This window comes from Pseudomonas sp. S31 (genome assembly GCF_016648105.1).
Taxonomy (GTDB): domain Bacteria; phylum Pseudomonadota; class Gammaproteobacteria; order Pseudomonadales; family Pseudomonadaceae; genus Aquipseudomonas.
This window is the reverse complement of the sequence record NZ_JACVVE010000001.1, coordinates 134,641-157,241: the sequence shown is the minus strand read 5'-3', so window position 1 is coordinate 157,241 and position 22,601 is coordinate 134,641. Positions and strand designations below refer to the sequence as shown.

14 protein-coding genes are annotated in these 22,601 nt (G+C 61.7%); 3 read left to right on the top strand and 11 right to left on the bottom strand.

From position 1 onward, the window contains the following. Positions 1-7 precede the first annotated feature (7 nt). Together IAE37_RS00645 and IAE37_RS00640 are read left to right on the top strand one after the other, a co-directional pair. Positions 8-460: a MaoC family dehydratase gene (locus tag IAE37_RS00645; protein WP_201167298.1), complete on the top strand. Its 453-nt coding sequence runs from the start codon at positions 8-10 to the stop codon at positions 458-460. A gap of 81 nt (positions 461-541) precedes the next feature. Continuing rightward, the gene (locus IAE37_RS00640) at positions 542-1,162 is read left to right on the top strand and encodes a LysE family translocator (protein WP_201167295.1); all 621 of its coding nucleotides are present in this window, start codon (positions 542-544) and stop codon (positions 1,160-1,162) included. A gap of 3 nt (positions 1,163-1,165) precedes the next feature. Here the strand turns inward: IAE37_RS00640 and IAE37_RS00635 are convergent, their stop codons facing one another. The 6 genes from IAE37_RS00635 to IAE37_RS00610 form a co-directional block, all read right to left on the bottom strand. Continuing rightward, on the bottom strand, positions 1,166-1,906 hold the full coding sequence (locus IAE37_RS00635) for an ABC transporter ATP-binding protein (RefSeq protein WP_201167292.1): 741 nt from the start codon (positions 1,904-1,906) through the stop codon (positions 1,166-1,168). A gap of 2 nt (positions 1,907-1,908) precedes the next feature. Continuing rightward, a complete protein-coding gene (locus IAE37_RS00630) occupies positions 1,909-2,739 on the bottom strand; it encodes an ABC transporter permease (protein ID WP_201167289.1) in 831 nt (276 codons plus the stop codon). Further along, on the bottom strand, positions 2,739-3,719 hold the full coding sequence (locus IAE37_RS00625; protein WP_201167286.1) for an aliphatic sulfonate ABC transporter substrate-binding protein: 981 nt from the start codon (positions 3,717-3,719) through the stop codon (positions 2,739-2,741). Before IAE37_RS00625 ends, IAE37_RS00630 begins: the two co-directional genes overlap by 1 nt. 260 nt (positions 3,720-3,979) lie before the next feature. After that, positions 3,980-8,437, bottom strand: coding sequence for an RHS repeat-associated core domain-containing protein (locus IAE37_RS00620; RefSeq protein WP_201167284.1), 4,458 nt, complete (start codon positions 8,435-8,437; stop codon positions 3,980-3,982). After that, a complete protein-coding gene (locus tag IAE37_RS00615; RefSeq protein ID WP_201167281.1) occupies positions 8,434-9,342 on the bottom strand; it encodes a hypothetical protein in 909 nt (302 codons plus the stop codon). The genes IAE37_RS00620 and IAE37_RS00615 overlap by 4 nt, the downstream gene beginning before the upstream one ends. 306 nt (positions 9,343-9,648) lie before the next feature. Next, positions 9,649-13,701 (bottom strand): hypothetical protein, encoded by a 4,053-nt coding sequence (locus tag IAE37_RS00610; protein WP_201167278.1) that lies wholly within the window; start codon positions 13,699-13,701, stop codon positions 9,649-9,651. Positions 13,702-13,935: 234 nt separating this feature from the next. Between IAE37_RS00610 and IAE37_RS00605 the strand changes: the two genes are divergently transcribed. Beyond that, positions 13,936-16,110 (top strand): polysaccharide lyase family 8 super-sandwich domain-containing protein, encoded by a 2,175-nt coding sequence (locus IAE37_RS00605; RefSeq protein ID WP_201167275.1) that lies wholly within the window; start codon positions 13,936-13,938, stop codon positions 16,108-16,110. A gap of 195 nt (positions 16,111-16,305) precedes the next feature. Here the strand turns inward: IAE37_RS00605 and IAE37_RS00600 are convergent, their stop codons facing one another. From IAE37_RS00600 to IAE37_RS00580, 5 genes are all read right to left on the bottom strand, one after another. Further along, positions 16,306-17,547: an OprD family porin gene (locus IAE37_RS00600; RefSeq protein WP_201167272.1), complete on the bottom strand. Its 1,242-nt coding sequence runs from the start codon at positions 17,545-17,547 to the stop codon at positions 16,306-16,308. A gap of 148 nt (positions 17,548-17,695) precedes the next feature. Then, the gene (locus tag IAE37_RS00595) at positions 17,696-19,426 is read right to left on the bottom strand and encodes an acetyl/propionyl/methylcrotonyl-CoA carboxylase subunit alpha (RefSeq protein ID WP_201167268.1); all 1,731 of its coding nucleotides are present in this window, start codon (positions 19,424-19,426) and stop codon (positions 17,696-17,698) included. Next, complete coding sequence (locus tag IAE37_RS00590) at positions 19,423-21,024, bottom strand: carboxyltransferase domain-containing protein (RefSeq protein WP_201167265.1); 1,602 nt, start codon at positions 21,022-21,024, stop codon at positions 19,423-19,425. Before IAE37_RS00590 ends, IAE37_RS00595 begins: the two co-directional genes overlap by 4 nt. A gap of 9 nt (positions 21,025-21,033) precedes the next feature. Next, complete coding sequence (locus IAE37_RS00585; RefSeq protein WP_201167259.1) at positions 21,034-21,828, bottom strand: putative hydro-lyase; 795 nt, start codon at positions 21,826-21,828, stop codon at positions 21,034-21,036. 8 nt (positions 21,829-21,836) lie between these two features. Further along, the gene (locus tag IAE37_RS00580; protein ID WP_201167257.1) at positions 21,837-22,595 is read right to left on the bottom strand and encodes a LamB/YcsF family protein; all 759 of its coding nucleotides are present in this window, start codon (positions 22,593-22,595) and stop codon (positions 21,837-21,839) included. Between the last annotated feature and the right edge of the window lie 6 nt (positions 22,596-22,601).

The following is a 22,601-nucleotide window of genomic DNA, read 5'->3' as shown; positions in this document are numbered from 1 at the left end:
GCACGACATGTCCGTTGGCACCGCGATCTACCTTGACGATTTGCACGTAGGCCAGACCTTCACCAGCGGCGAGTTCGCCCTCGATGCCCAGCAGATCATCGATTTTGCCCGCCAGTTCGACCCGCAGCCCTTCCACTTGGACGACGCGGCCGCGCAAAATACCTTCTTCAAGGGCTTGGCCGCCAGCGGTTGGCATACCGCCGCCATCACCATGCGCCTGCTGACCAGTTGCGTGCCCATTGGCAGCGGCGTGATCGGCGCCGGTGGCGACATCCAGTGGCCTCGCCCGACCCGACCCAACGACAGCTTGCACGTGGTCTGCAAAATATTGGATATACAGCCTTCCAGCTCCAAGCCGGACCGCGGCATGGTGACCACTGAGTGCCTGACCCTCAACCAACATGGAGAGGTCTGCCAGCGCATGGTCAGCAAGCTGATGGTCATGCGCCGGCCGCAATGAGCCTGCCGACGCGTACAGCTGGATCCTGCCGCCTCGGCCCCGGCATAATCGCCTGCATCGACCTGCCGGGAACCTGAGCACATGTCCATCGCCGACAACCTGATCGCCTTCACCCTCGCTGCCACCGTACTGACGCTCACCCCCGGCCTGGACACCGCGCTGATCCTGCGCACTGCCGCGGTGGAGACTCGCCAGCAGGCCATGCGCGCGGCCCTGGGCATCAATGCGGGCTGCCTGCTCTGGGGTGCGGCGGTGGCGTTTGGCCTGGGGGCGCTGATCGCGGTCTCGGAGTTGGCCTACAACGTGCTGAAGTACTGCGGCGCCGGTTACCTGGCCTATCTCGGCGTCAACATGCTGCTGCGCCCGCGCCAGTCGTTGGCACCGGCGGTCGCCGCAGGCGGGGCGGGGAGCAACTGGTTCGTCAAGGGCATGCTGGGCAACCTGCTCAATCCCAAGGTGGGGATCTTCTACGTGTCGTTCCTGCCGCAGTTCATTCCCCAGGGCCAGCCGCTGGTGGCCTGGACCTTCGGCTTGGTCGGCATCCACGTGTCGCTCGGGCTGCTCTGGGCCATTGCCCTGATCGCCGCGACCCAGCCCCTGGCTGGTGTGCTGCGGCGCCCGCGCGTTATCCAGTGGATGGACCGCACCACCGGCCTGATCTTCGTTCTGTTCGCTGCCCGGCTGGCCTTGAGCAAGCGCTGAGGGTCAAATCACCCGGGCGCTGTGCAGTGCCTCGAGCGCCTCGGCGCGCAAGCGCCCGAGCCGCTCGTCACGCCGATCGCGCGGGCTCGGCAGGCCCACCCGCAGCTCGCGGCAGACAGTGCCCGGGCGGTTACCGATCACCAGCACGCGGTCGCTGAGGTACAGCGCCTCGTCGACGTCGTGGGTCACCACCAGCAGTGCCGTGCGGTGTCGCCGGGCGAGTTCCAGCAACAGGTCCTGGAGCTTGAAGCGGGTGAACGCATCCACCGCGCTGAAGGGTTCGTCGAGCAGCAGCAACTGCGGCTGGCCATACAGCCCACGGGCGATGGCCACACGTTGCGCCATGCCGCCCGACAGCGCTTTGGGCAGGGCGTCGGCAAATCCCGTCAGGCCCACCTCGTCGATCAGCCGGGCCACGCGGTCAGGGTCGTAGCCCTGGTCCTGGCTGAAGCCGATGTTGTCGGCCACGTTCAGCCACGGCATCAACCGAGGCTCCTGGAACACGAAGCCGACCTGCTCCGGGCGACGTCGCAGGGTGCCGGTGAATTCGCGGTCGAGCTGGGCCACCAGGCGCAGCAGCGTGCTTTTGCCGCAACCACTGGGGCCTAGCAGGCTGACGATTTCCCCCGGTTGCAGTCGTAGGTCGATCTGGCCGAGTACCGGGGTCTCACCGAAGGCCTTGCGCTCGACCTGCAGCTCGAGCAGGGGCGCCGCTTGCGGGGTGACGCGCAGGGGTTGGTTCATGCTCAGGCTCCTTGGTCCGTGCCATCGAAGGTGTCGCGCCAGGCCAGCCAGCGCCGTTCCAGCCCGGCCAGCAGGCCATCGCTGAGTTTGCCCAGCAGCGCCAGGACGATGATCGCCGCCAGTACCAGGTCGGGCCGGGAGGTCTCGCGTCCATCGCTGAGCAGGTAGCCCAGGCCACGGGTGGCGGCGATGAGCTCGGCCGCCACGAGGAACATCCAGCTCAGGCTCAAGGCGCTGCGCAAACCGGTGAACACGCCGGGAATGGCCGCTGGCAGCAGGATCCGGCGGGCCAGGCGCAGCGGCCCGAAGCCGTACATGCGGCCGACTTCGACCAGCTTGCGGTCGATGTTGCGGATCGCCGCCACGCCGTTGAGGTACACCGGAAAGAACGCGCCAATGGCGATCAAGGTGACCTTGGAGGTCTCGCCGATGCCCAGCCACAGCAGCAACAGCGGCACCCAGGCCAGGCTCGGGATCGCCCGCAGGCTGGCGAAGGTGGGTTCGAGCCAGGCCTCTGCTTCGCGGCTCAGCCCCACCCAGGCGGCGAACAACAGGCCAAGCAGGGCGCCAATGGCGAACCCGGCCAGCACCCGTGACAGGCTCGCGCCGATGTGTTTCCACAAGGCACCATCGGCCAGTTGCACCAAGGTCTGCGCCACTTCGCTGGGCGCGGGCATCTGGTAGGAGGCGATCCAACCCAGGCGCACCACGGCTTCTAGCAGCAAAATCAACGCCAGTGGCAGCGCCAGGCCTTTGAGGCGGCGCGGCCACTGGCTCGTTTTGGCCGTTGCCGGCGGGGCGCCGGCAACGAGGGTCTTGCTGGAAGTGCTCATCACTCGATACTGGCCTGGCCAAAGGTGGGGTCGATCAGTTGGTCGATCACCTGGTTGACGTCGACCCCGCGCTTGACCAGCTCCTCGGATACCAGGATCGGCGCTGCAGCCTTGGATGCGGTCACATCCTTGGCGGTCAATGCGGGCGCGGACAGGTCGGTGCGCGACAGTTGCAGCTTGGCCACGTCCAATGGCAGCTTGGATTCGTCGGCCAGCAGCTTGGCGAACTCGTCGGGGTGAGCGACGGCCCAGTGGCGGGCCTTCTCGTAGGCTTTGATCACCGTGGCGATGGTCTGTGGGTGTTGCTTGGCGAAGCTTTCGGTGACGCTGACCACGCCGTAGCTGTTGAAGTCCTTGTTACGGTACAGCAGGCGCGAACCGGCCTGCAGTTCGCTGGCGGCCATGTGCGGGTCGAGGCCGGCCCAGGCATCGACGTCGCCTTTTTCCAGCGCGGTACGCCCGTCCGGGTGCTGCAGGTGCAGCAGTTCCACGTCGTCTTTCTTCAGGCCGGCCTTTTCCAGGGCGCGCAGGGTGAACAGGTAGGGGTCGGTGCCCTTGGTGGCGGCGATCTTCTTGCCCTTGAGGTCTTCGACGGTTTTCAGCGGCGAGTCCTTGGCCACCACCAGGGCGGTCCATTCGGCACGGCTGTACACGTACACCGACTTGATCGGGCTGCCGTTGGCGCGGGCCAGCACGGCCGAGAGGCTGGCCGATGAGCCGAAGTCGGCGCCGCCGCTGTTGAGGTATTCCAACGACCGGTTGCTGCCCTGGCTGAACACCCAGCTGACCTTGGAGTCGGGCAGAGCTTGTTCCAGCCAACCGAAGTGCTTGAGCACCAGGCTCACGGGCGAATAGTAGGCGTAGTCCAGGCGCACTTCCTTGGGCGCGGTTTCGGCGTGGGCGATGGAGGAAAAGGTAAGGGCCAGCAGGCCGGCGGCACTCAGGGCCTTGAAAGCGCGGGGGAGGGTGTTCAGACGCATTGCTAAGTCCAGTCCAATGAAGGTGTGGCAATGCGGTTGCAGGGGGCATGCCATGTGGCCATCTGCCAAGTGGCGGGGGCTTGGAGCGTTGTCGGGCGTTCGCGGATGTTGAGCCAGGGGCAATGTGTTGGGTGGGTGTTGCCAGGGACACAGTGAGAGCTTGAGGGTTGCAGCGGCCCGCGAGTCGTGTGGCGCCGGTTCTGGTCGTACTGGTTAGCGGGAGGCTAACCAGTACGACACGTCAATCGCTATTTGGGGTTTCACCTAAATATCTTGCCCGTCTTCCTGGCATTGTCCTCCAAACCAGCGGATACCACGGCGCCCGCGATGTTGAATGCTGCCCCCACCAGACGATCACTACGCGACGAAGTACTATCACCTACCCAGCCGCCTGAAGATGCAAAGAATGCAGTGGTATTACTGATTCTCCCTGAGTCTACGTCCCGGGTCAGTTGTGTGTACTGTTCGAGTTTTGCGGCGGAGATGTCGGCAGCCGCGTTGGAGGCCAAGTTTGAGTTGACGACTTCGACTGCCTGGCTGAAGGGTTGCGAGCTATTGGCGGCGCCAAGCCTTGAACTCAGTTCAGTGCGATTTGGCAACTGGTCTGTATGCAGATTGTGCGGTCCTCGTATCAGAGAGTTCCACGCTGTTTCTAACGTGCCAGATAGAAAAGATGAATTGCCCTTGGCCCCGTTGCCTGGCATTTGATTAACGGTATTTGATTGGCTTGTGCTCGGGAGGGCCGACGCTTTATCGTTTCCCGCATAGTAGCCAATCCTGCCATTCACCCTTTGTGGGGTGCGCATGCCCAGCTTCTGCATCGTTAATTTGCCCAATCGTTGGTTGAAGCTCGGGCGTTGTGTGTTGCCTGGGGCGTACATCCAACTACGAGAGCGGTTCATGTGATCGCGGAAGTGGAAAGATTTGAGTGACCCGCGCAGCGAACGTAGCGCTTGTCCAACTCTGCTGAACAGGCGCTGGACGCTGCGTAGACTCGAGACCATTGAAACGAGCGATACAGCCAGTGAGGCCCATCCCAATTTTTGGGCGAGCTCGGGATTATCTTTCTGCACCGCGACTCTCGCGATTTCAAGGCCTGCATAAGCCAGCGTCGCGCCGTAGAGCACATATTTGGCAACTGTCGCCATCTGGCTGCCAATCGCCGGCGCACTGGCCACTGCCATCATCACCTGCCCGATCGGCTCCAGCGTTGCCGATAGTTCAGGGTCTTTCTGTCTCAGTGCCATGCCCGCGGCCGTGACTGCGGCCCCCGCTCCGAAAACGGCCAAGAGCACGCCTGCCACAACTGGGCCAAGCGTGCCCGCCGAAGCGATGATCGCGATGGCACCGATGATCACGATGGCGCCAAAAATCAACCAGTCTTTGAGGCCGGCTGCCTCGGGTGGCGCTTGTTCCGTGTTGGGTGTGAGCGCTGTGATGACGTCATCGAGCCTTGCCAGCGCGTGGGCTTGTGCTTGCCGGTTGAGCATGATGTGGCCGCTGGGGTCGTGCCAGTTGACCGGGTCGCCACTGGCGCAATACGCGCGGTCATTCAGGCCGCCAGCGCCCAGCGGGCTCCAATCGTCGGGTTGGTAGAACACTTTGTGTACGGGGTCATAGAGCCGGTAGCCGGCCCCCAGGTGATAACCGCCGGTTACCGGGTCGACCCGCTGGCCGTTGTAGCCCACTCCCACCCCCTGGGCCTTCAGGCTGGCTAGGTGGGTTTCGCCCCACGGAGTAAAGGCGACGGACTGGTACTCCCAGTTGCCGTCCTTGAATAAGTATTCGTCGCCGCCACCGTTTTGTGGGTCGCCGAGTACAAAACGCCATTGACCATTCAGTGCCACGGCGAGGCTCGCTTCATCGTCCAATAACTGGCGCTTGAGCACTTTACCCGTACTGTTCAGCCAGGTTTCGCCGTTCAGTCGGTCGCCACTGTAGCTGAGAATGCGCCGCTGATTACTGGCGGCGTCCCATTGGGCGATCAGCCGGTCATATTCGTCATATTCGTAGTAGGTCAGCGGCGTTATCGCACCTTTGGCTGTCACCGATCTGAGCCGGCCGCTGTTGGTATAGGCCAGGGTTTGTTCCAGCTCATTGGTCAGCAGATTGCCGTTCAGATCATAGGTCAGCCTGATCGTCTTGTTAGCGCAGGTGACTTTGGTGCGCCGCGTCGGGTGCTGTTCGTCGCCATAGGTGTAGGTGCGGACCACGTCTTCCACCGTTCCATCTTTCTTGCGTTTGGACGTGCATTTGGTCAGGCTGCCAAGCACGTCGTACTCGTAGCTCTGCTCCTCGATGGCATACCCTTCGTCGTCCTTGACCTCTTCACCGGTTTCAGCCACTACCGTCCACTTCTGCAACTCGTCACTGGTGCCCGTCACGCTGGTGTTGTAAACGAAGGTTTCGCTCCGTACCTGGCTGCCATCACGGAACAGGGTCTTGCTCAGCAATTGGCTGCCGGCCGACCACGTCTGTATGTAGCGCACCTTGGTCTGCCCGTTCAATTGATAGCTGCGCTCGGTCTCCCGACCGAACGCGTCGTAGCTGTAGTCCACCTGCAGACGTTGGCCGCTGCGCATGTCATCAACCGAAACCATGGCCAGCTGGCCCAACGCGGTGTACTGGTAGCGGTACTCAAGCGTCCCTCTGCGCAAGCGGCTGCGATAGCCTTGGGCATTCTCCCAGGCCTGCATGGCCAAGCCGTCGCTGCTCCAGGCACCTGAGAGCTTGCCACGCAGAGAGGCCACTCCTTCCTCACGCTGCTTTCGACCGTGTACAGTGCGGTTGTAGTGCCAGGAGCCGAGCAGCAGGGGCTTCAAGGTTTCACTGGTGACCAGACTCTGCTGGTCACCCTGCTTGGGTCGCTCTGCAAGCAGGGCTTGCGATACTGCGGAGAGCTTGAACGTCATCAGCGGTGTCGTGGTACCCGCGTCGCTTGTGGCATACCAGGACACGCTACCGTCAGCGTTTGGCTCCCGGTAGACGGCTGTGCCGTCCGGTTTCACCCAACCGCCTTGTCGCGCCTTGAATGTCTGGGTCGTGTCGCTACCCCTGATTACCGTGGCGACGGCGCCGCCGTCAAGCGTCCGGCTGGCCAGAACCTTTGCCTTTGCAGTCGACGATGGCTTCACGCTGACGCTGGTTGGCACGTTGTTCAAGCCTTGATAGGCCCATGAAACGATCGACTTGTCTGGCCGGGTGACGCTGACCTGGCGGCCGAGGTCGTCGTAGCCGATATCCCACTGCCGCTCTTTCGCGGCATAACCCGGAATCTGCTCGACCAACCGCTCGCGTTGGCCTTTCTTGTTGATGGTTTCCGTAGTCTTGATAGCAGGACCCGATGCTGGCTGCTCCACACCTTCCCAAGCTTCGTGGGCCAGCGTTACAGAACCATCGGCGTTGTTGTTTTGCGTGGACTGATGCGTGGTGAGCGCGCCTTTCGAGAAAAGGCCATGCGTCGAGCGGGAGGTGAGCGATTCGTTCTGCTCAGCGTCCGTGACCGGCGTGTCGTGCCCATGCGTTTGCCAGAACCAGCCCTCGCTTCGTTGTGGCAGTGTCTTGATGTCGTCGATGCGCAATCCACCCGGCAGGTAGTCGAAAGCCACATGCATGGCAATCTGGCCGTCGGTGCCCCAGTGGGTCTGCTCGGTCACGCAGTAATTGGCGGCACTGTGGTCGTTGCCCGGCAGGCGCTGCAGTTCACGGCGCACGATGCGCTGCAAGCCATCGTAATAGCATTGCTGGTGACGGCCCTGGGCATCGCAATCCCGTACCCGGTTGCCGTGGCCATACTCGGCGTAACCGATGGTTCGCGTGTGGTCGGGTTCGAGCCCCGATACGTCGCCAGAAGTGAAGGCCGCTTCGCTGAAGCGGTATGTCGTGCTAAGCACGCCGCGGCCAAGGCTGTCGTACTCATGGCAGATGAACGCCACCGGCTTGCCGTCACCGTCCTGCTGGGTCTCGCGCAGCAGTCGACCGGTGCGGGCTGACAGCACTTGGCGTTGCAAGGTGGCCGTGCCGGTCGAATAGGGCGATGTGCGCAGCAGTTCGTGGGTGGCGGTCTGTTTGCCTGCGGCCACGACCTCCGTCACGGTCTGCGTGTTGCGGGCGTTGTCGTCCTGGTACCACTGTGTGGCGATGCGCTCGCTGCTGCGGATTGCATTGGCCTGATGCTGGTGGTTGACCTGCACCAGAGCGACTGATAGCCCCGCAAGCTTTTTCAGCTTCACGTCGTTCAACGCCAGTGTGTCGCTGTCTTCGAACGCCTCGAGGCCCTCGAAGGTCAGGACGGTGTTGGGCACCAACGTGCCTTGGTCGTCGCGCTGTGAAAGGGCGTAGCCGAACAGCGTCAGTGTCGGGGCTTGACGGGTGCCGTCGGGGAGCAACAGGTATTGGTATTGCGCGCACAGTGGCAGCAGGCCTTTGCCGGCTGCAGGGCGCTCAGTGCAGGTGAGTTGGGCGGCATCGGCCAGCGTCTTGCCGCACGCACCGGTAGTGGCGTTGGTGCCGCTGGGAGCCTTTTGCAAGGTGAGACCTTCGACCAGTGGGTCGATATCCAGTGGGTGCTTGTCGGTTTCGTAGTACCAGAGCCGGGTATGCAAGCCGTCAGCGGTGACGAGCAGTACGGGTTCCAGGCCACCGGCACGGTAGGAGATGCGCGTGGTTTCGGTGAAGGCAGTTTCAGGCGCGCTGGCTTTGTTCGTGGTAGAGGTCATGGCTGCTGTTCCTCGGCGGGTTTGCTGGCACGCAGGTCTTCCAACGTGACGATCTGTTTGGTCTGCTGGGCGCGGCGCAGGTGTGAGGGCACGCTGCTGTCGGTTTGATAGACATGGCGCGTGGTGCGCCGCTGTTCGCCGGGGATTTCGTCGATCTGTTGGTGGAGTTGCAGGTGGCCCTTGTCGTTGCTCGACCACTCCCACCGCGTGAACGGGACGTATTGCAGGTCGCTGCCGACGGGGGCGTGCTGGTAGCGGATGGCAGCAGTGATAGATTGGCCGCCTTCCCACTTCCAGGCGTGGTGCACATTAGGTTGATGGCCACCGGGCACGATCGTGTGCAATGCGACGCGGGGCGATGATTTATATAACTCGAAGCGGGGCTCCTTATCCTTACGAGCTGTTAGTTGACCGTGTTCGTAATCGACAACCTCGAGTGAACCATCATCTTCGGCGACGCCGATCAACACATAGTCCAAGATGGGGGATAGGCCGTAATTGAAGTGAACACGCTTGTCGAAAGTGTTCGCTTGGGGCCTGCTGGAGTAGGTCAGCGTCCTGAGCAGGCAGTTGGTGATATCCAGCTTCACGACGAAACACTCCGGCGTGTCCGGCCACACAGTGATCGTACTGTCGATAGACCCTTCTAGTACGGGGTCAGCACTGTGCCTGACTTGCACCAGCACCCTGTTTCCATCTTTTATGTCTTTAAGCCGCACATGGCCCTTAAGGCCTTGCCAAGACAGCTTCAGCGTGCCGCCCTGAGGGGACTCGATATTCTCGGTTACCAGTGTCAGCGCTTCGCGATCGATGTCTTTGATACGCAGTTCAAGTCTACGTTTCAGCTCAGTTAGCTTTTTGCCTTCCTCTTTGACTTGCGCTAGGTTTTCCAGGTCTTTCTTCATGAGCTCGACGCCAGCTACCGTCGAGCTCATGAGTGTCGCAACGGATCGGAGGAGTACGCCGGAGTCGCTATCCGCTTTGAGTTGTTCTTTCACGATGTCTGGAATCGCCAATGGCATGAATAAAGCTTGGAAAATGCTCGCGAAAGGGTCTAGAGCTCTGGGCGGACCGGCTAACCCTTCCAGGGCCTTATCAGCCGCTTTGATGGCCGCATTCAACTTGTCGGTGATCTTCTTCTTGTAAGCGACGCCACTTTCAAGCCCGTCGCGATCTTGGGGGAGTGTCAGGGTCTCTTGGCGGCCATTCAGTTATTCGATGGTGAGTCCAGTGAGTGCGTATACCTCCTGTTCGAGGCTGCCAGCCTTGTGTGTCGTGGAGTTGCCTGCGGCGTTCTTGATGGTATAGCCCCCACGTGTCAGGCAACCCTGGGCGGGGTCGAGCAGGACCTTGATATCGTTAGCGGTCAGTTCATCCACTGTTCCATTGCTCAGCGCCAGCACCTGGCTGCGATTGTCATAGGAAGAAAAGGTGAATGCCCAGCCATCACCCAGCCCACTTTCATTGGCCCGCAGTGGCGAATAGTTGAGGCCGAGGTCGATAGACGGGCCTTTCCCAGAAAGGCCGCAGAGCGTGGCAATAGGGTAGTGGGCGTGGAACAGTCCCGTTTGCGCAGAGACACCGCTCAGTTGTGAAGGCGTCGTGGCGAACAACGCTGAGCCTTGGGTATTCGCCATGTCGGCGCAGAGCGTATCGTTGCTGATCGGAGTGGTTGGAATGTATTGATGTGCTGTACAGGCTTGGATTTTCTCCCACAGCGAGGTTGAAGACGTGATCCCGACCCTGATGCCTGCCGTCGTGCCGTCCTGTTCCGCTTCGAAAGAAGCATGTAAGCCCAGTGATAGACCATCTTCGGCAGGACGACACGAGATAAATCCAAAGCCTTGGCTAGCCGCGGTTGCGTCGAGCAAGATAGACAGCGCCTTAGGTACTGGCTCTGTTGTGGGTATGCCAATTGAGGCGGACGTGAAGTTCACATGTGCGTGTGGGGGAAGGTACTTTCTTATTTCCATTCGGTTAGTGGCTTGCACCTGTCGTGCGGCTGAAATCTCAGTGTCATGTCTAATAAAACGTATATCGTACGGGTCTGTGAGGTGCGCCTTTAGTCTAATGCTTATTTGGGTGTTTTGTTGGGCGAGAGAGAGGCGCTGGTCTTCAGGAATGTGCTTTGACGATTTTTGTGATGTGAATTCTTTAAGGATTTCTAGTCTCTCCGCTATATCTGAGAGATCGAGACATTTGGGTCCGTGCCAAAATAACAGGTGCCAGGATTTGCGAAAAACTGCTCTAGCTTCCTCGAGTGTGACGAGGCCGGTTGTGTTCCAAGTTCTTGGGAATGATTCGGTAAAAAAATCTCTTACAGCTTTAAAAAAGCTTTCAGTGCCTATTGAAGGTGTGTATGTAAAAAGTCCTAGGCGGAATATTGCATCTTTAAGTTGAGTATTGATGTGTTCGGAGACTAAGTGCTTAGGAGCGATAATTTCAAGCTTTTCAAGCTCGGAAGTCTTCGTTGAGTCTGCCGTTAGTGCTGTCACCAGCTGTGCCAATGGCACCCCTGCGCCGCATCCTCCCTGAGGCAGCCCGCTACCTTGCCCGCTGCCAATCGACGATGCCCCCCCAAAAATGCCATTGGCCTTCAAGTGCTCCGCAACACAGCGCTTCAATTCGACCAATTTTTTTTCCTCGGATGGGTCCGAAGAGAGCGCAGTTCGAGCGATGGTCGAGTGGTGACAAAGTAAACCTGTCCGGGCGTCGTGGCTTTCAATGACCAGTTCGACATCTTTACTTTCAATCATCCGGCGTAACACTTCGTCGACATCATGGCCCCAGTCGTCCCACTCGTCAGGTGCGCCAAACGGCGCATTCATCCAGATCCGCAGGGGCACGCCTGCGCGCCACCAGGTCCATTGTCCGGCACTGGTCTTCTCGAATTTCAGGTACTCGGCCAGCTCACTGGTCGCCAATTGCTCAGCCAGTGCCGGGGGCCAATTTTCCAGAGACTGAGACTCAGTTGAGGGGGTGAACTTAAACGGTGAACCTGGCAGCGGTGCGCCAGTCACGTCATCGTGCACGGCGATCACCACCTCTGTGGTCAGCTCCGTGCTCGGGGTGAAAATCTCATGCTTGAGCCAACCGATTGACTCCACATGAACGGACAATTCGGATAACTGAGGGATCCACAGCGTGTTGTCGTTTTTGCCTGGGGAAATGGTAATGCCATCGGCCGCTAGCTGACCGGCTCGCAGCATTGAACTGTGGGTGTTCAGGAATTCGCACAGCGGCTCGCTCCATGTAGCCTGGTCAGCTTTCGGATGCGGAGTAAAGACGTGGCTTTCGTACAGCCACTGGCTGGTTCGATGCCTGATTTGAACACAGACCCGATCGCCAGCAGCTGGCGCCGCTTGCGGCAGTCGCACGGCAGCTACCTGATTGGCCTTGAAGGGAGCGTTACTGAACACTCGGCAGTGAGAATCGAACGCCCATAGGCGGTCCACCGTGGCTTTTTTGACAACGTCGAAAGCTGCGAACTGGGTAGAGGATGTGGACTGGGCAGCAACTGCAAGTTCCGCATCCGGCGATACATGGCCTGCTTGGAGCAGAACTGAATGTGCAACCCAAGTCTTATCGGCCTGAATCGCACGCACTAACGCCGCTGGCCAGGCCGCGCGGGCTCGGTTTTCCTCCGTACCCGTCACCGTCACGCTTTTCAGGAGGCGACCATCGATTGGGTCGACAGCCCATGCAAGAATTTTCTCGCCCACCAGCAGGTCGCGGTCCGCCAGCACATAGGTGCGGCTTGCCCAGAGACAGTCATCGGCCCCCAGGGTGTCATCCTCGAAGCCCGTCATGTCGGGCAGATCTTCGTAGAGAGGGGCTGTGGCGACGGTGCCGGCTGGATGCAGAGTCAGTTCCAGTTGCAGGTCTGCTGGCAACTGCAGGGTCCAACTTGCCTTGTCGTTCTTGGATGTCAGCGCCTTGCCAAAGTCGTGCACGACGTGCCGGACGTGGATATTGGCTTCGATACTGCTGGAGAGGGTGCCGATGCGAGCGAGCGGATCGTCTGAGGCCTCATAGGCCAATTCGCAAGTCCACTGTCGAATGATGCCCTGGGTAGTCTGGTCCCGCAGAGTACATTGCACGGTGCATTTGCCACTTCCGCCCGTAGGCGGCCGGATTGATGCCTCCATGGCTTGCGCCAGCGTCATGTCGGCGCCACTGGCGTCGCGCAAGGCACATGACCAGCGTGCGGCCCTTTCGGTTTCCTCAAAGCCGCCAATGAACACGCGCAATGGTTGATCGATCTGCCAGAAGTCGACCGTGCCTTCCTGTTGGATGTCCCCGTCGACCGCTGATTCAGTGCCCAGGCGCAGATAGGCATCCAGACCGCTGGCCTTGAGTTTTGCCTGAACCATCGCAGGCCACTTGTCCTTGGTATCCTGGTCGCCAAAGATGAACGAGAGGGGCGATCCCGGTAGCGGTAGGCCGGTGAGGCCGTCATGCACATCGAAAGTCCGTACCATTTTGCTCCACTTGTCATTCAGGGGGATGCCCGAATGACAAGCTGTCCATAATGACGGTGCGTTAGCCAGCGTCAACTCCAGGCCCAAGGCCGTCGGCAATCGAAGTGTCCAGGTTTCCATGTTGCCCCTGGCCTTCAATGCTTTGCCGTGGTCATGAACCGCATGCCTGACCTGGATATTGGCTTCGATGCTGCTGGCGAGGGTGTCGATGCGAGCGAGCAGATTGTCTGCAGCGTCGTAGGCCAACTCGCAATTCCACTGCCGAATGATGCGCCGGGTGGCCTGGTCCCGCAGAGTACATTGCACGGTGCATTTGCCACTTCCGCCCGTAGGCGGCTGGATCGATGCCTCCAAGGCTTGCGCCAGCGTCATGTCGGCGCCACTGGCGTCGCGCAAGGCACATGACCAGCGTGCGGCCCTTTCGGTTTCCTCAAAGCCGCCAATGAACACGCGCAATGGTTGATCGATCTGCCAGAAGTCGACCGTGCCTTCCTGTTGGATGTCCCCGTCGACCGCTGATTCAGTGCCCAGGCGCAGGTAGGCATCCAGGCCGCTGGCCTTGAGTTTTGCCTGAACCAACGCAGGCCACTTGTCCTTGGTATCCTGGTCGCCAAAGATGAACGAGAGGGGCGATCCCGGTAGCGGTAGGCCGGTGATGCCGTCATGCACATCGAAAGTCCGTACCATTTTGCTCCACTTGTCATTCAGTGGAACGCCCGCGTGACAACGATGCCAGGTGGGTGTGTCGCTGGTGACAGCATTTGCAGATGTGCTGATGGGCATGGCTCGACTCCGTCAAGGTGAGGGACGCACCATTGATAAGGGCAGGGCACAGTTAGAACAACTGGCAAAAATGTCAGGTGCCTGGCACTGCCAGCAGGCTGTTGGAATACAAAGCAATGGAGGAAGACCGTTTTCGATAGCGTGCAACTGGCAATTTTACCAGTTGCCGACAGCCGTCAGGCCGGCTGAGGATCTTGCGCAGTTGACATTCTCAACCAATGGTGGAGAAAGATGATGAGCCTCAGTGATGGGTGGGTAACTCTGGCAACGGGTCAAATAAAGAGCAACGGCGCGATCTGGGCGCACGATGCAGAAGTTGTGTTCAGAAGATTGGTTGTCGAAGAATCCATTCGGGAAACTTCAGCCACCCTGCAGAAATGGGCCGATAGCTGCGTAGGAGGACAGTTTGCAGATATCGATTACCCGCCATCGGAAGCGAAAGAAAATACAGCGCCATTGTATGAGCACCTTGAGCGGGTGCGAAAGTTGGCCAGTGCGGGCTTGGAAGAGAAAGAGATGCACCGCAGCGCTTATCTTGCCACTGCCTGCGCTGCGTTGGCCTTTTATACGAGCAACGATTATACGACCTCCAATTGGTGGCACCGTGAACTCGGGCTGGGGTTGAGCACCGGACGGTGCTTGATTCTTCTTGCAGCTGCGGGGCAATCCTCCGCGATCATGCAGAGTCTCACCTATATTGAGAGTATCGCGAATGTCGATTTGGGCCACAGTGGTGCCAATCAGACGGACTTCGCCTATATCCAGTTGTTATGGAGCCTGGCGGGGTGGAAGGGGCCTGAGGCAAGCCACTATCTGGCTCACGCCTATGCAGCATCGCGAGCGGTGGCCCAGTGTACGGAGTTCTCGGCACGCTCCGGCCCCGCCGAGGGTGAGGGCATCAGGGTAGACTTTTCTTATAGCCAGCATAATCCAAGGATGGGTGAGCACGTTTGCTCTCAGTTGTATCCCGGGACGTACGGTAAGGTATTGCTCGCAAAATTCTTCAAGATGCATCGCTTGCTCACAGGCGTACTCGCATTGACGCCAGAAAGCCTGAGGCAAGTCGAGGGTCATCTTACCGAGGGGCTTGGGTGGTTCGCTTACGCGGGCAAGTATGATTTTCATACTCTTGGAAGGGCTATCGCGCGGCAGGATGAAGGGGGGATTTCTGGATGGTCAACGTGGTGTGATGGCCTGCTCCAGAACGCCAGCAAGCCTCATGTGCTCGAAGAGTTGAAAGCGTTGGCCGCAGGCAAGGTCTTGACCTCGCCCAGCTTCCGAGGAACGCGTGCTTTCTGGACCAACGATTATCTTTCGCATATCAATGAGGGATTTGCTGTGTTCTGTAAAACCGTGTCTACTCGGACGGTAGGTACAGAAACCGGCAACGGCGAGAATCTCATGGGCTATTACATGGGATGTGGCACTTATTTCGTGCACACCCATGGCAAGGAATATGAGAATCTCCAACCTGTTTGGCATTGGCAGTATTTGCCGGGTAGCACCGTGGAGAAAATTCCAAAGTTTAACTATCCACTCGTGGAGTGGGGCCAAGGCGCCTGGGGAAGTCATGATTTTTCTGGGGTGATCAGCGAGGGTTCCCACGGTGTCGCAACGATGATCCTGACCCGGCAAAACATCAAGGAATCTTACAAGACGATCATCACGTTACCCAATGAAATGTATTGCCTGGGCATGGCGGGTGATCTAACGGGCACGACGTACAGCGTACACACTACCGTTAATCAGTGCTGGCAAGATGGGTATGCGGTGGGTATGAATCAGAGCGGATCGAATAGCATAAATTCGGGTACGTTGACGCAGTCGGATTTCACTAGAGTTTTACACGGTGGCCTGGCGTATGAGTTTTTGCTGCCAGCGAGTGTGACGATGGAAATGACTACCTCCCGCGGGTCTTGGGGAGGAATCAATAAATCGCTTTCCGCTGACGAGGTGAGCGCCCCTACCTTCTCACTATGGATCAACCATCCCAAGTCCGGAGGCAATGCCTATGCTTATTCGATACATAAGAGAGAGGCTGATGTCGTCAAACCGACTTTCGTGTGCACTAAGCAGGCCCAGTACATCTGCAAAAAGGATGTTGCTGCAGGTGCGATCTTCAAAGCAGGAGAGGTGGTCGATCTCGGGGTTGTAAAACTGATTTTTGACGCGCCCTTGGCATTCATTGCGCGCTTCGGCGCCTCTTCGCTCACCTTGACCATCGGCGACCCTACCCAAAAACTCGATAAGATTGACGTGAAGCTGGAGTGGGAAAAAAAGACCTACAACCACGTGTGCGAGCTTCCCACCGACGGCGATTACCGCGGCCAGAGCGTGACCTTCACCTTTACTGAAGCGGGCGTGGAGAGGGCCAGCAGGGTTGGAGTATTGTTGGCTGGCGAACAGTAGTGCTGCTCCGGCCACCCAGATCCGACTGCCTCACGCTATGGGAGCAACTACCGCGAACACGGGCGTAGCCCGTGCCAGGCAGCGCGGTGTCTTTTCGCGGGCAAGCCCGTTCCCACAGGGCTTTAGCCAAATCAATAGGTTAGCGTTTGTTCTGTGAGGAGCGGGTTCACCCGCGAAGCAGACACTGCCGCTCGCTTACCAAAGCCCCCAGGTGTAGCTGACGATCAAGCGCGTTTCGTCCAGGTCATTGCCAAAGTTCGAGCGCACCGTGGCGTTGCGCACTTTCACCCCGAGGTTCTTCAAGGCACCGCTCTGCACCGTGTAACCGATATCGGTATTGCGCTCCCATTCCTTGCCTGCGTGCCCGCCGTTGACCTGCACATTGTCGCCGCTCACGTACCGCGTCATGAATGTCAGCCCAGGCAATCCGATAGCCGCGAAGTTGTAGTCATAGCGTAACTGCCACGAACGCTCGTCGATGTTGGCGAAGTCGTTGATCTGCACGAAGTTGACCAGGAACGGATCGCTGTTGGCGATGTAGGGGAACGGATCGTCGCCGCTCATGCGCTGGTAGGCCGCGGTGAAGGTATGGCTGCCCAGGGTGTAGGCCACCTGGCCGTTGGCCGAGCGGTTGTCCAGGTCGCGGAAGCTGCCGTCCTCCTGGCTTTTCGCGTAGCGCAGGTCGAACTTCAGCGACTGCCCCTTGGCCAGTGGCACTTCATAGACCACACCGGCGAACACCTGGCGGTACACATCCTCCAGGTTGCCGTAGAACAGGCTGGTGCTCAGCCCCTTGCTGAAGCTGTAGGTGCCTCCGGCAAAGCGAAAGTCATCGCTTTGGCCACCAATGCGGTTGCCGGTGAAGTCCTGGTAGTTCGACGAACTGTTGAATTTGATCTGCCGCAGCTTGCCTGCTTGCAGTGCCAGGTTGTCGATGTCGCTGGACGTCACCATCGCACCTTCGAAGGTGGACGGCAGCAGGCGGGTGTCGTTGCTCTGCGCCACCGGGTTGCGGAAGGCCAGCGAGCCGATCTTCAGGATCGTCTGGGACACCTTCGCCTTGGCGGTCAGCTCCAGCTTGGCGTACTCATCCTGCGAACCCTGGCCATTGTTGGAACTCAGATCGGCCGGCAGCAGGCCGGTGCCGCCCGAGCCATCGCCACCGTCGAGCTTGAATCCGTACATGCCCAAGGCATCGAGGCCGAAGCCGACAGTGCCTTCGGTATAGCCGGAGGTGAAGCGCAGCAGCGCGCCCTGGGCCCATTCGGCGGCCGAGTGGCGCTGCGCGGTGGGTGGGCCGTTACGAAAGTCGCGGTTGAAGTAGAAGTTGCGCAATTCCAGGTTGGCGGTGCTGTCGGCGAGAAAGTCCGCCGAAGCCACCACGGGGAACAGCAATGCGCACGAACTGAATGTTGCAAGGGTCTTTTTTGACGACATGCCTGGCATGCTCCGGTACTGGCAGGAGGGTCGATAGAACGTTCTTGTTTTGGTCGCAACGGTGCCGGCGGCTGAATGCCGGCAGCACGCGGCCCCTCGGGCGCGAAGGCCCGAGTGCGCGTGTGACTTCAAGGTAAAGCGGGGTGGATCAGTCGATGCGGCCGATACGGGCGCGGGCGTCGTGATAGTTGCCCGGCTGCTCGGCGATCTGCAGGGTGCCGGCGCGAGGTGCCAGGATCGAGGTTTCCATCTTCATCGCTTCCATCACGGCGATGACCTGGCCGGCTTCGACGCTGGCGCCATCTTCCACCACCCAGGCGTGCAGGTTGCCAGCCACGGGGGTGAACACGGCATGCTCGTCTAAGGTTTCAGCGGCGGCTGGGGTGTCTGCCACTGGCGCAGCGGCGCCGAGGTTGATGCCTGCCAGCAGGCCGGTCGGCAGGCCCAGCTCATGACGCTTGCCATCGATCTCGACGAAGGTGCGCAGCACGCCCGCATCCGCGAGGGTGGCGCTGCGCGGGGCAATGCTCACGTGTTCGGCGAAATCCGTCTCGATCCAGCGGGTGTGCACCGCGAAGGTATCGTCAGCCGTGAAGTCCGGGTGATCCATCACCGCCCGGTGGAATGGAAGCACGGTGGCCACGCCGTCGACGCGGAATTCGGCCAGGGCACGACGGGCGCGGCGAATGGCCTGCTCGCGGGTGGCGCCGGTGACGATCAGCTTGGCGATCATCGAGTCGAAGTTGGGCGATACCCGCGAACCTTCGACCACGCCGGTGTCCAGGCGCACACCCGGGCCGCTCGGCGGCTGGAACGCCTCGATGGCACCCGGCGTGGGCAGGAAGCCGTTGCCAGCGTCCTCGGCATTGATCCGAAACTCGAAGCTGTGGCCACGCGGGGCAGGGCTGCCCTGGAACGACAGCGGCAGGCCATCGGCGACGCGCAACTGCTCGATGACCAGGTCGATGCCGCTGGTTTCCTCGGTCACCGGGTGCTCCACCTGCAGGCGCGTGTTGACCTCCAGGAACGACAGGGTGCCATCGCTGCTCAGCAGGAACTCGACGGTACCGGCGCCGACATAACCGGCTTCGGCGCAGATGTTACGGGCCGAGTCATGAATACGTTGGCGCAGGGCGTCGTCCAGGTACGGCGCCGGGGCTTCCTCGATGAGTTTCTGGTTGCGCCGCTGCAGCGAGCAGTCGCGCGTCCCGACCACCTCCACGCGGCCATGACGGTCGGCGATGATCTGCGCCTCGATGTGCCGCGGGCGGTCGAGGAAGCGTTCGACGAAACACTCGCCACGGCCAAACGCGGTGACCGCTTCGCGCACCGCAGAGGCGTACAGGTCGCTGACTTCATCGAGCTTCCAGGCCACCTTGAGGCCGCGACCACCGCCACCGAAGGCCGCCTTGATGGCGATCGGCAGGCCGTGCTGCTCGGCGAAGGCCAGCACTTCGCTGGCGTCCTCGACCGGGTCTTCGGTGCCGGCCACCAGCGGCGCGCCGACCTTGAGGGCGATACGTCGGGCCTGCACCTTGTCGCCCAGGGCGTCGATGGTGTCGGGGTTCGGGCCGATCCAGGTCAGGCCGGCAGCCAGCACGGCACGGGCGAAATCGGCACGTTCGGAAAGGAAGCCGTAGCCTGGGTGCACGGCATCGGCGCCGGCGCGGGCCGCCACGGCCAGCAGCTTGTCGATGTTCAGGTAGCTGTCGGCCGGACGCTGGCCATTCAGTGCATAGGCTTCATCGGCCTGGCGCACGTGCAGGGCATCGATGTCGGCGTCGGCGTACACCGCCACGCTGGCGACGCCATAGTCACGGCAGGCGCGGGCGATACGCACGGCGATTTCGCCACGGTTGGCAATCAGGACCTTTTTCATCGGGCTTGGATCTCGTCGGAATGGGCAGGCCGCACGGGCTCGAAGGCGCCCAGCGGGTTGAAGCGGATATGCGCGTTGACCGGGATCTGCCCGGCCAGGTCCAGGTGATACGGAGCGACCACGCCAATCACCGGATAGCCACCGGTCAGCGGGTGGTCGGCCAGGAACAGCACCGGCTGGCCGCTGGGTGGTACCTGGATGGCGCCGACGCTGGTGCCTTCGCTGGGCAGTTCACCGTCGATGGCGCGTTGCAGCGGTTGCTCGCCGGCCAGGCGAATACCGATGCGGTTGGATTGCGGCGTCACCTGCCATGGCTGTTCGGCCAGCACGGTGTGCGCCTCGGGCGTGAACCAGTCGCTGCGCGGCCCCATCACCACGTCGAGGGTGACGACCTGGCCGGCGCGCGGCATGGCGAAGGCCGGCTGTTCGTCCAGCGATACGGCGGTGCCACCGACGCGCGCGTTGAAACCCAGGCGGTCACCTGCGGCCAGGGGCTTGGGGCCGACCTGGGCGAGGGTATCGGTGGCCAGGCTGCCGAGTACCGGGGCAGCGCTGAAGCCACCGCGAATGGCCAGGTAGTTGCGCAACCCGGCGCTGGGCGCCTGGACGCAGACCTGGTCACCGTCGTGCAAGGTGAACGGCGCATACAGGGCCGGGCGCAGCACCTGGCCACTGGGGGTACGCACCTCGACCACGCTGGTGGCACCGGTCACGGCTGCCACGGCGTGGCCCCGGCAGACGAAGCTCAGGCCACCCATGAGCACTTCCAGGCAGGCACTGGCCGGGTCGTTGCCCACGGCGCGGTTGGCGGCACGCAGCGCACCGCGGTCGAGCGCGCCGGAGGCCGATACCCCTTGCCCAGCGCGGCCCGGGCGGCCGAGGTCCTGGAACAGGGTCTGCAGGCCCGGCGAGACGATCTCCAGGTGATTGTCAGCGGCCGGTTCGACCGGCAGGGCCGGAGCCGGCACTTGGACCTGCACCGCGGCCTGCGGCCCGGCATCGACGAAGCGCACACGGTAGCCCGGTTGCAACAGGGCGGGCTCGTCGCGGTCGAGGTCCCACATACGGGTCGCGGTCACGCCAATGATCTGCCAGCCACCGGGGCTGGCTTGCGGGTAGATGCCGCTGAAGCCGCCGGCCAACGCCACCGCGCCAGCCGGAATGCGGGTGCGCGGTGTGCTGCGCCGCGGGACCACGAAGCCGGCGCCGCCGCTGAGGTAGGCAAAGCCGGGGGCGAAGCCGCAAAAGGCCACGCTGTAGTCGCTGCCGGTGTGGCGGCGGATCACTTCGTCGCGGCCGATGCCCAGTTCGCGCGCCACGTCGTCGAGGTCTTCGCCGTCGTAGTGCACCGGGATCTCGATGAGCTTGCCAGCCTGGCGTGCCGTGGCGCCGACATCACGCCCGGCAATCTGCGCGGCGAGCGCCTCGCGGCTGAGCGCACTGGGGCGAAAGTACACCAGCAGCGTGCGGGCGGCGGGCACGATATCTTCTACGCCAGCGATGGGCGCCTGCTGCAGGGCATCGAACAGGGCGAGGGTCTCGTCCAGGTTCGCCAGCTCGACCAACAGTGCATCCAGGCTGACCGGATAGAAACGCATGATCCACTCCTACACGTGGTAATGGCTGTCGGGAACGTCGGTGATGAACATGTGGCCAGGCGCATGGGAAATCGCGAACGGTACCTTCGATGCCATCACCACCGCCTGCGGGGTCACGCCACAGGCCCAGAACACCGGGATCTCGCCCGGCTTGAGGGTCACCGCATCGCCGAAGTCGGGGCGGGCGATATCGGCAATGCCGAGCAGGCCGGGCTCGCCGACGTGCACCGGGGCGCCGTGCACGCCCGGGTAGCGCCCGGTGATCTTGGCGGCGTCGGCCACGCGGTCGGCCGGGATCGGGCGCATCGACACCACCATGTTGCCTTGCAGGCGGCCGGCAGGCCGGCAGGCGCGGTTGGTGCGGTACATCGGCACGTTGCAGCCTTCGCTGATGTGACGCACGTCGATACCGGCTTCGAGCAGGTCGTTCTCGAAGGTGAAGCTGCAGCCGATCAGGAAGCTGACCAGGTCATCGTGCTCGGCCCACAGCTGGCGGGCATCGCTGACTTCCTCGGCCAGTTGGCCGTCACGCCACACGCGGTAGAGCGGCAGGTCGGTGCGCAGGTCGGCGTCGGCGGCGAGGAACGTCGAGTGATCGCCGGGCTCGGTCACGTCCAGCACCGGGCAGGCTTGCGGGTTGCGCTGGGCGAACAGCAAAAAGTCGTAGGCCCACTCGCGCGGCAGGCAAATCATGTTGCACTGGGTCAGGCCTGGGGCGTGGCCGGCCGTGGGGGAGACCAGGCCGTCACGGTAACGGGCGCGGGCGGCAGCGGCGGCTTCGCGGGCTTGCTGGAATGGATTCATGGTCGGCCTCAGGAGAATGCGCGAAGGGTGGTGCCGGCTTCGAGCAGGCGGTTTCTGACGGTACGGGCGATGCCGACCGCATCGGGGCTATCGCCGTGCACGCAGATCGAGTCGGCCTGCAGGCGGATGACCTGGCCGTCCTCGGCCTCGATCTCGCCATCGCGCACCAGGCGCAGCATGCGTTCGGCGATCAACTCGACGTCGTGCAGCACGGCGCCGGGCCGGCCACGCGACACCAGGGTGCCCTGGGCGGTATAGGCGCGGTCGGCAAAGGCCTCCGCGACACACGCAAGGCCTGCTTCGGTGGCCCAGCCGATCAGCGGCGAGTTGGCCAGGCAGACCAGCTTGAGCTGCGGATCGATGCGTAGCACGCCCTGGATCACCGCAGCGGCCTGGACCGGGTCGGCGGCGATGGTGTTGTACAGCGCGCCGTGGGGTTTGACGTAGCTCACCTGGGTCCCGACGCTGCGCGCCAGGCCTTGCAGGGCACCGATCTGGTAGATCACGTCGGCGCTGAGCTGTTCGGCGGGCACGCTCATGTTACGGCGGCCGAAGCCGACCAGGTCGGGGTAGGACACGTGGGCACCCACGGCCACGCCACGGGCGGCTGCGGCCTCCAGGGTACGCAGGATACCGGCGGGGTCGCCGGCATGGAAACCACAGGCGACGTTGGCGCTGGTGACGATCTCGAGCATCGCCGAATCGTCGCCCATGCTCCAGGCACCGAAGCTTTCGCCGAGGTCGCTGTTGAGGTCGATGGCAGTCATGAAAAG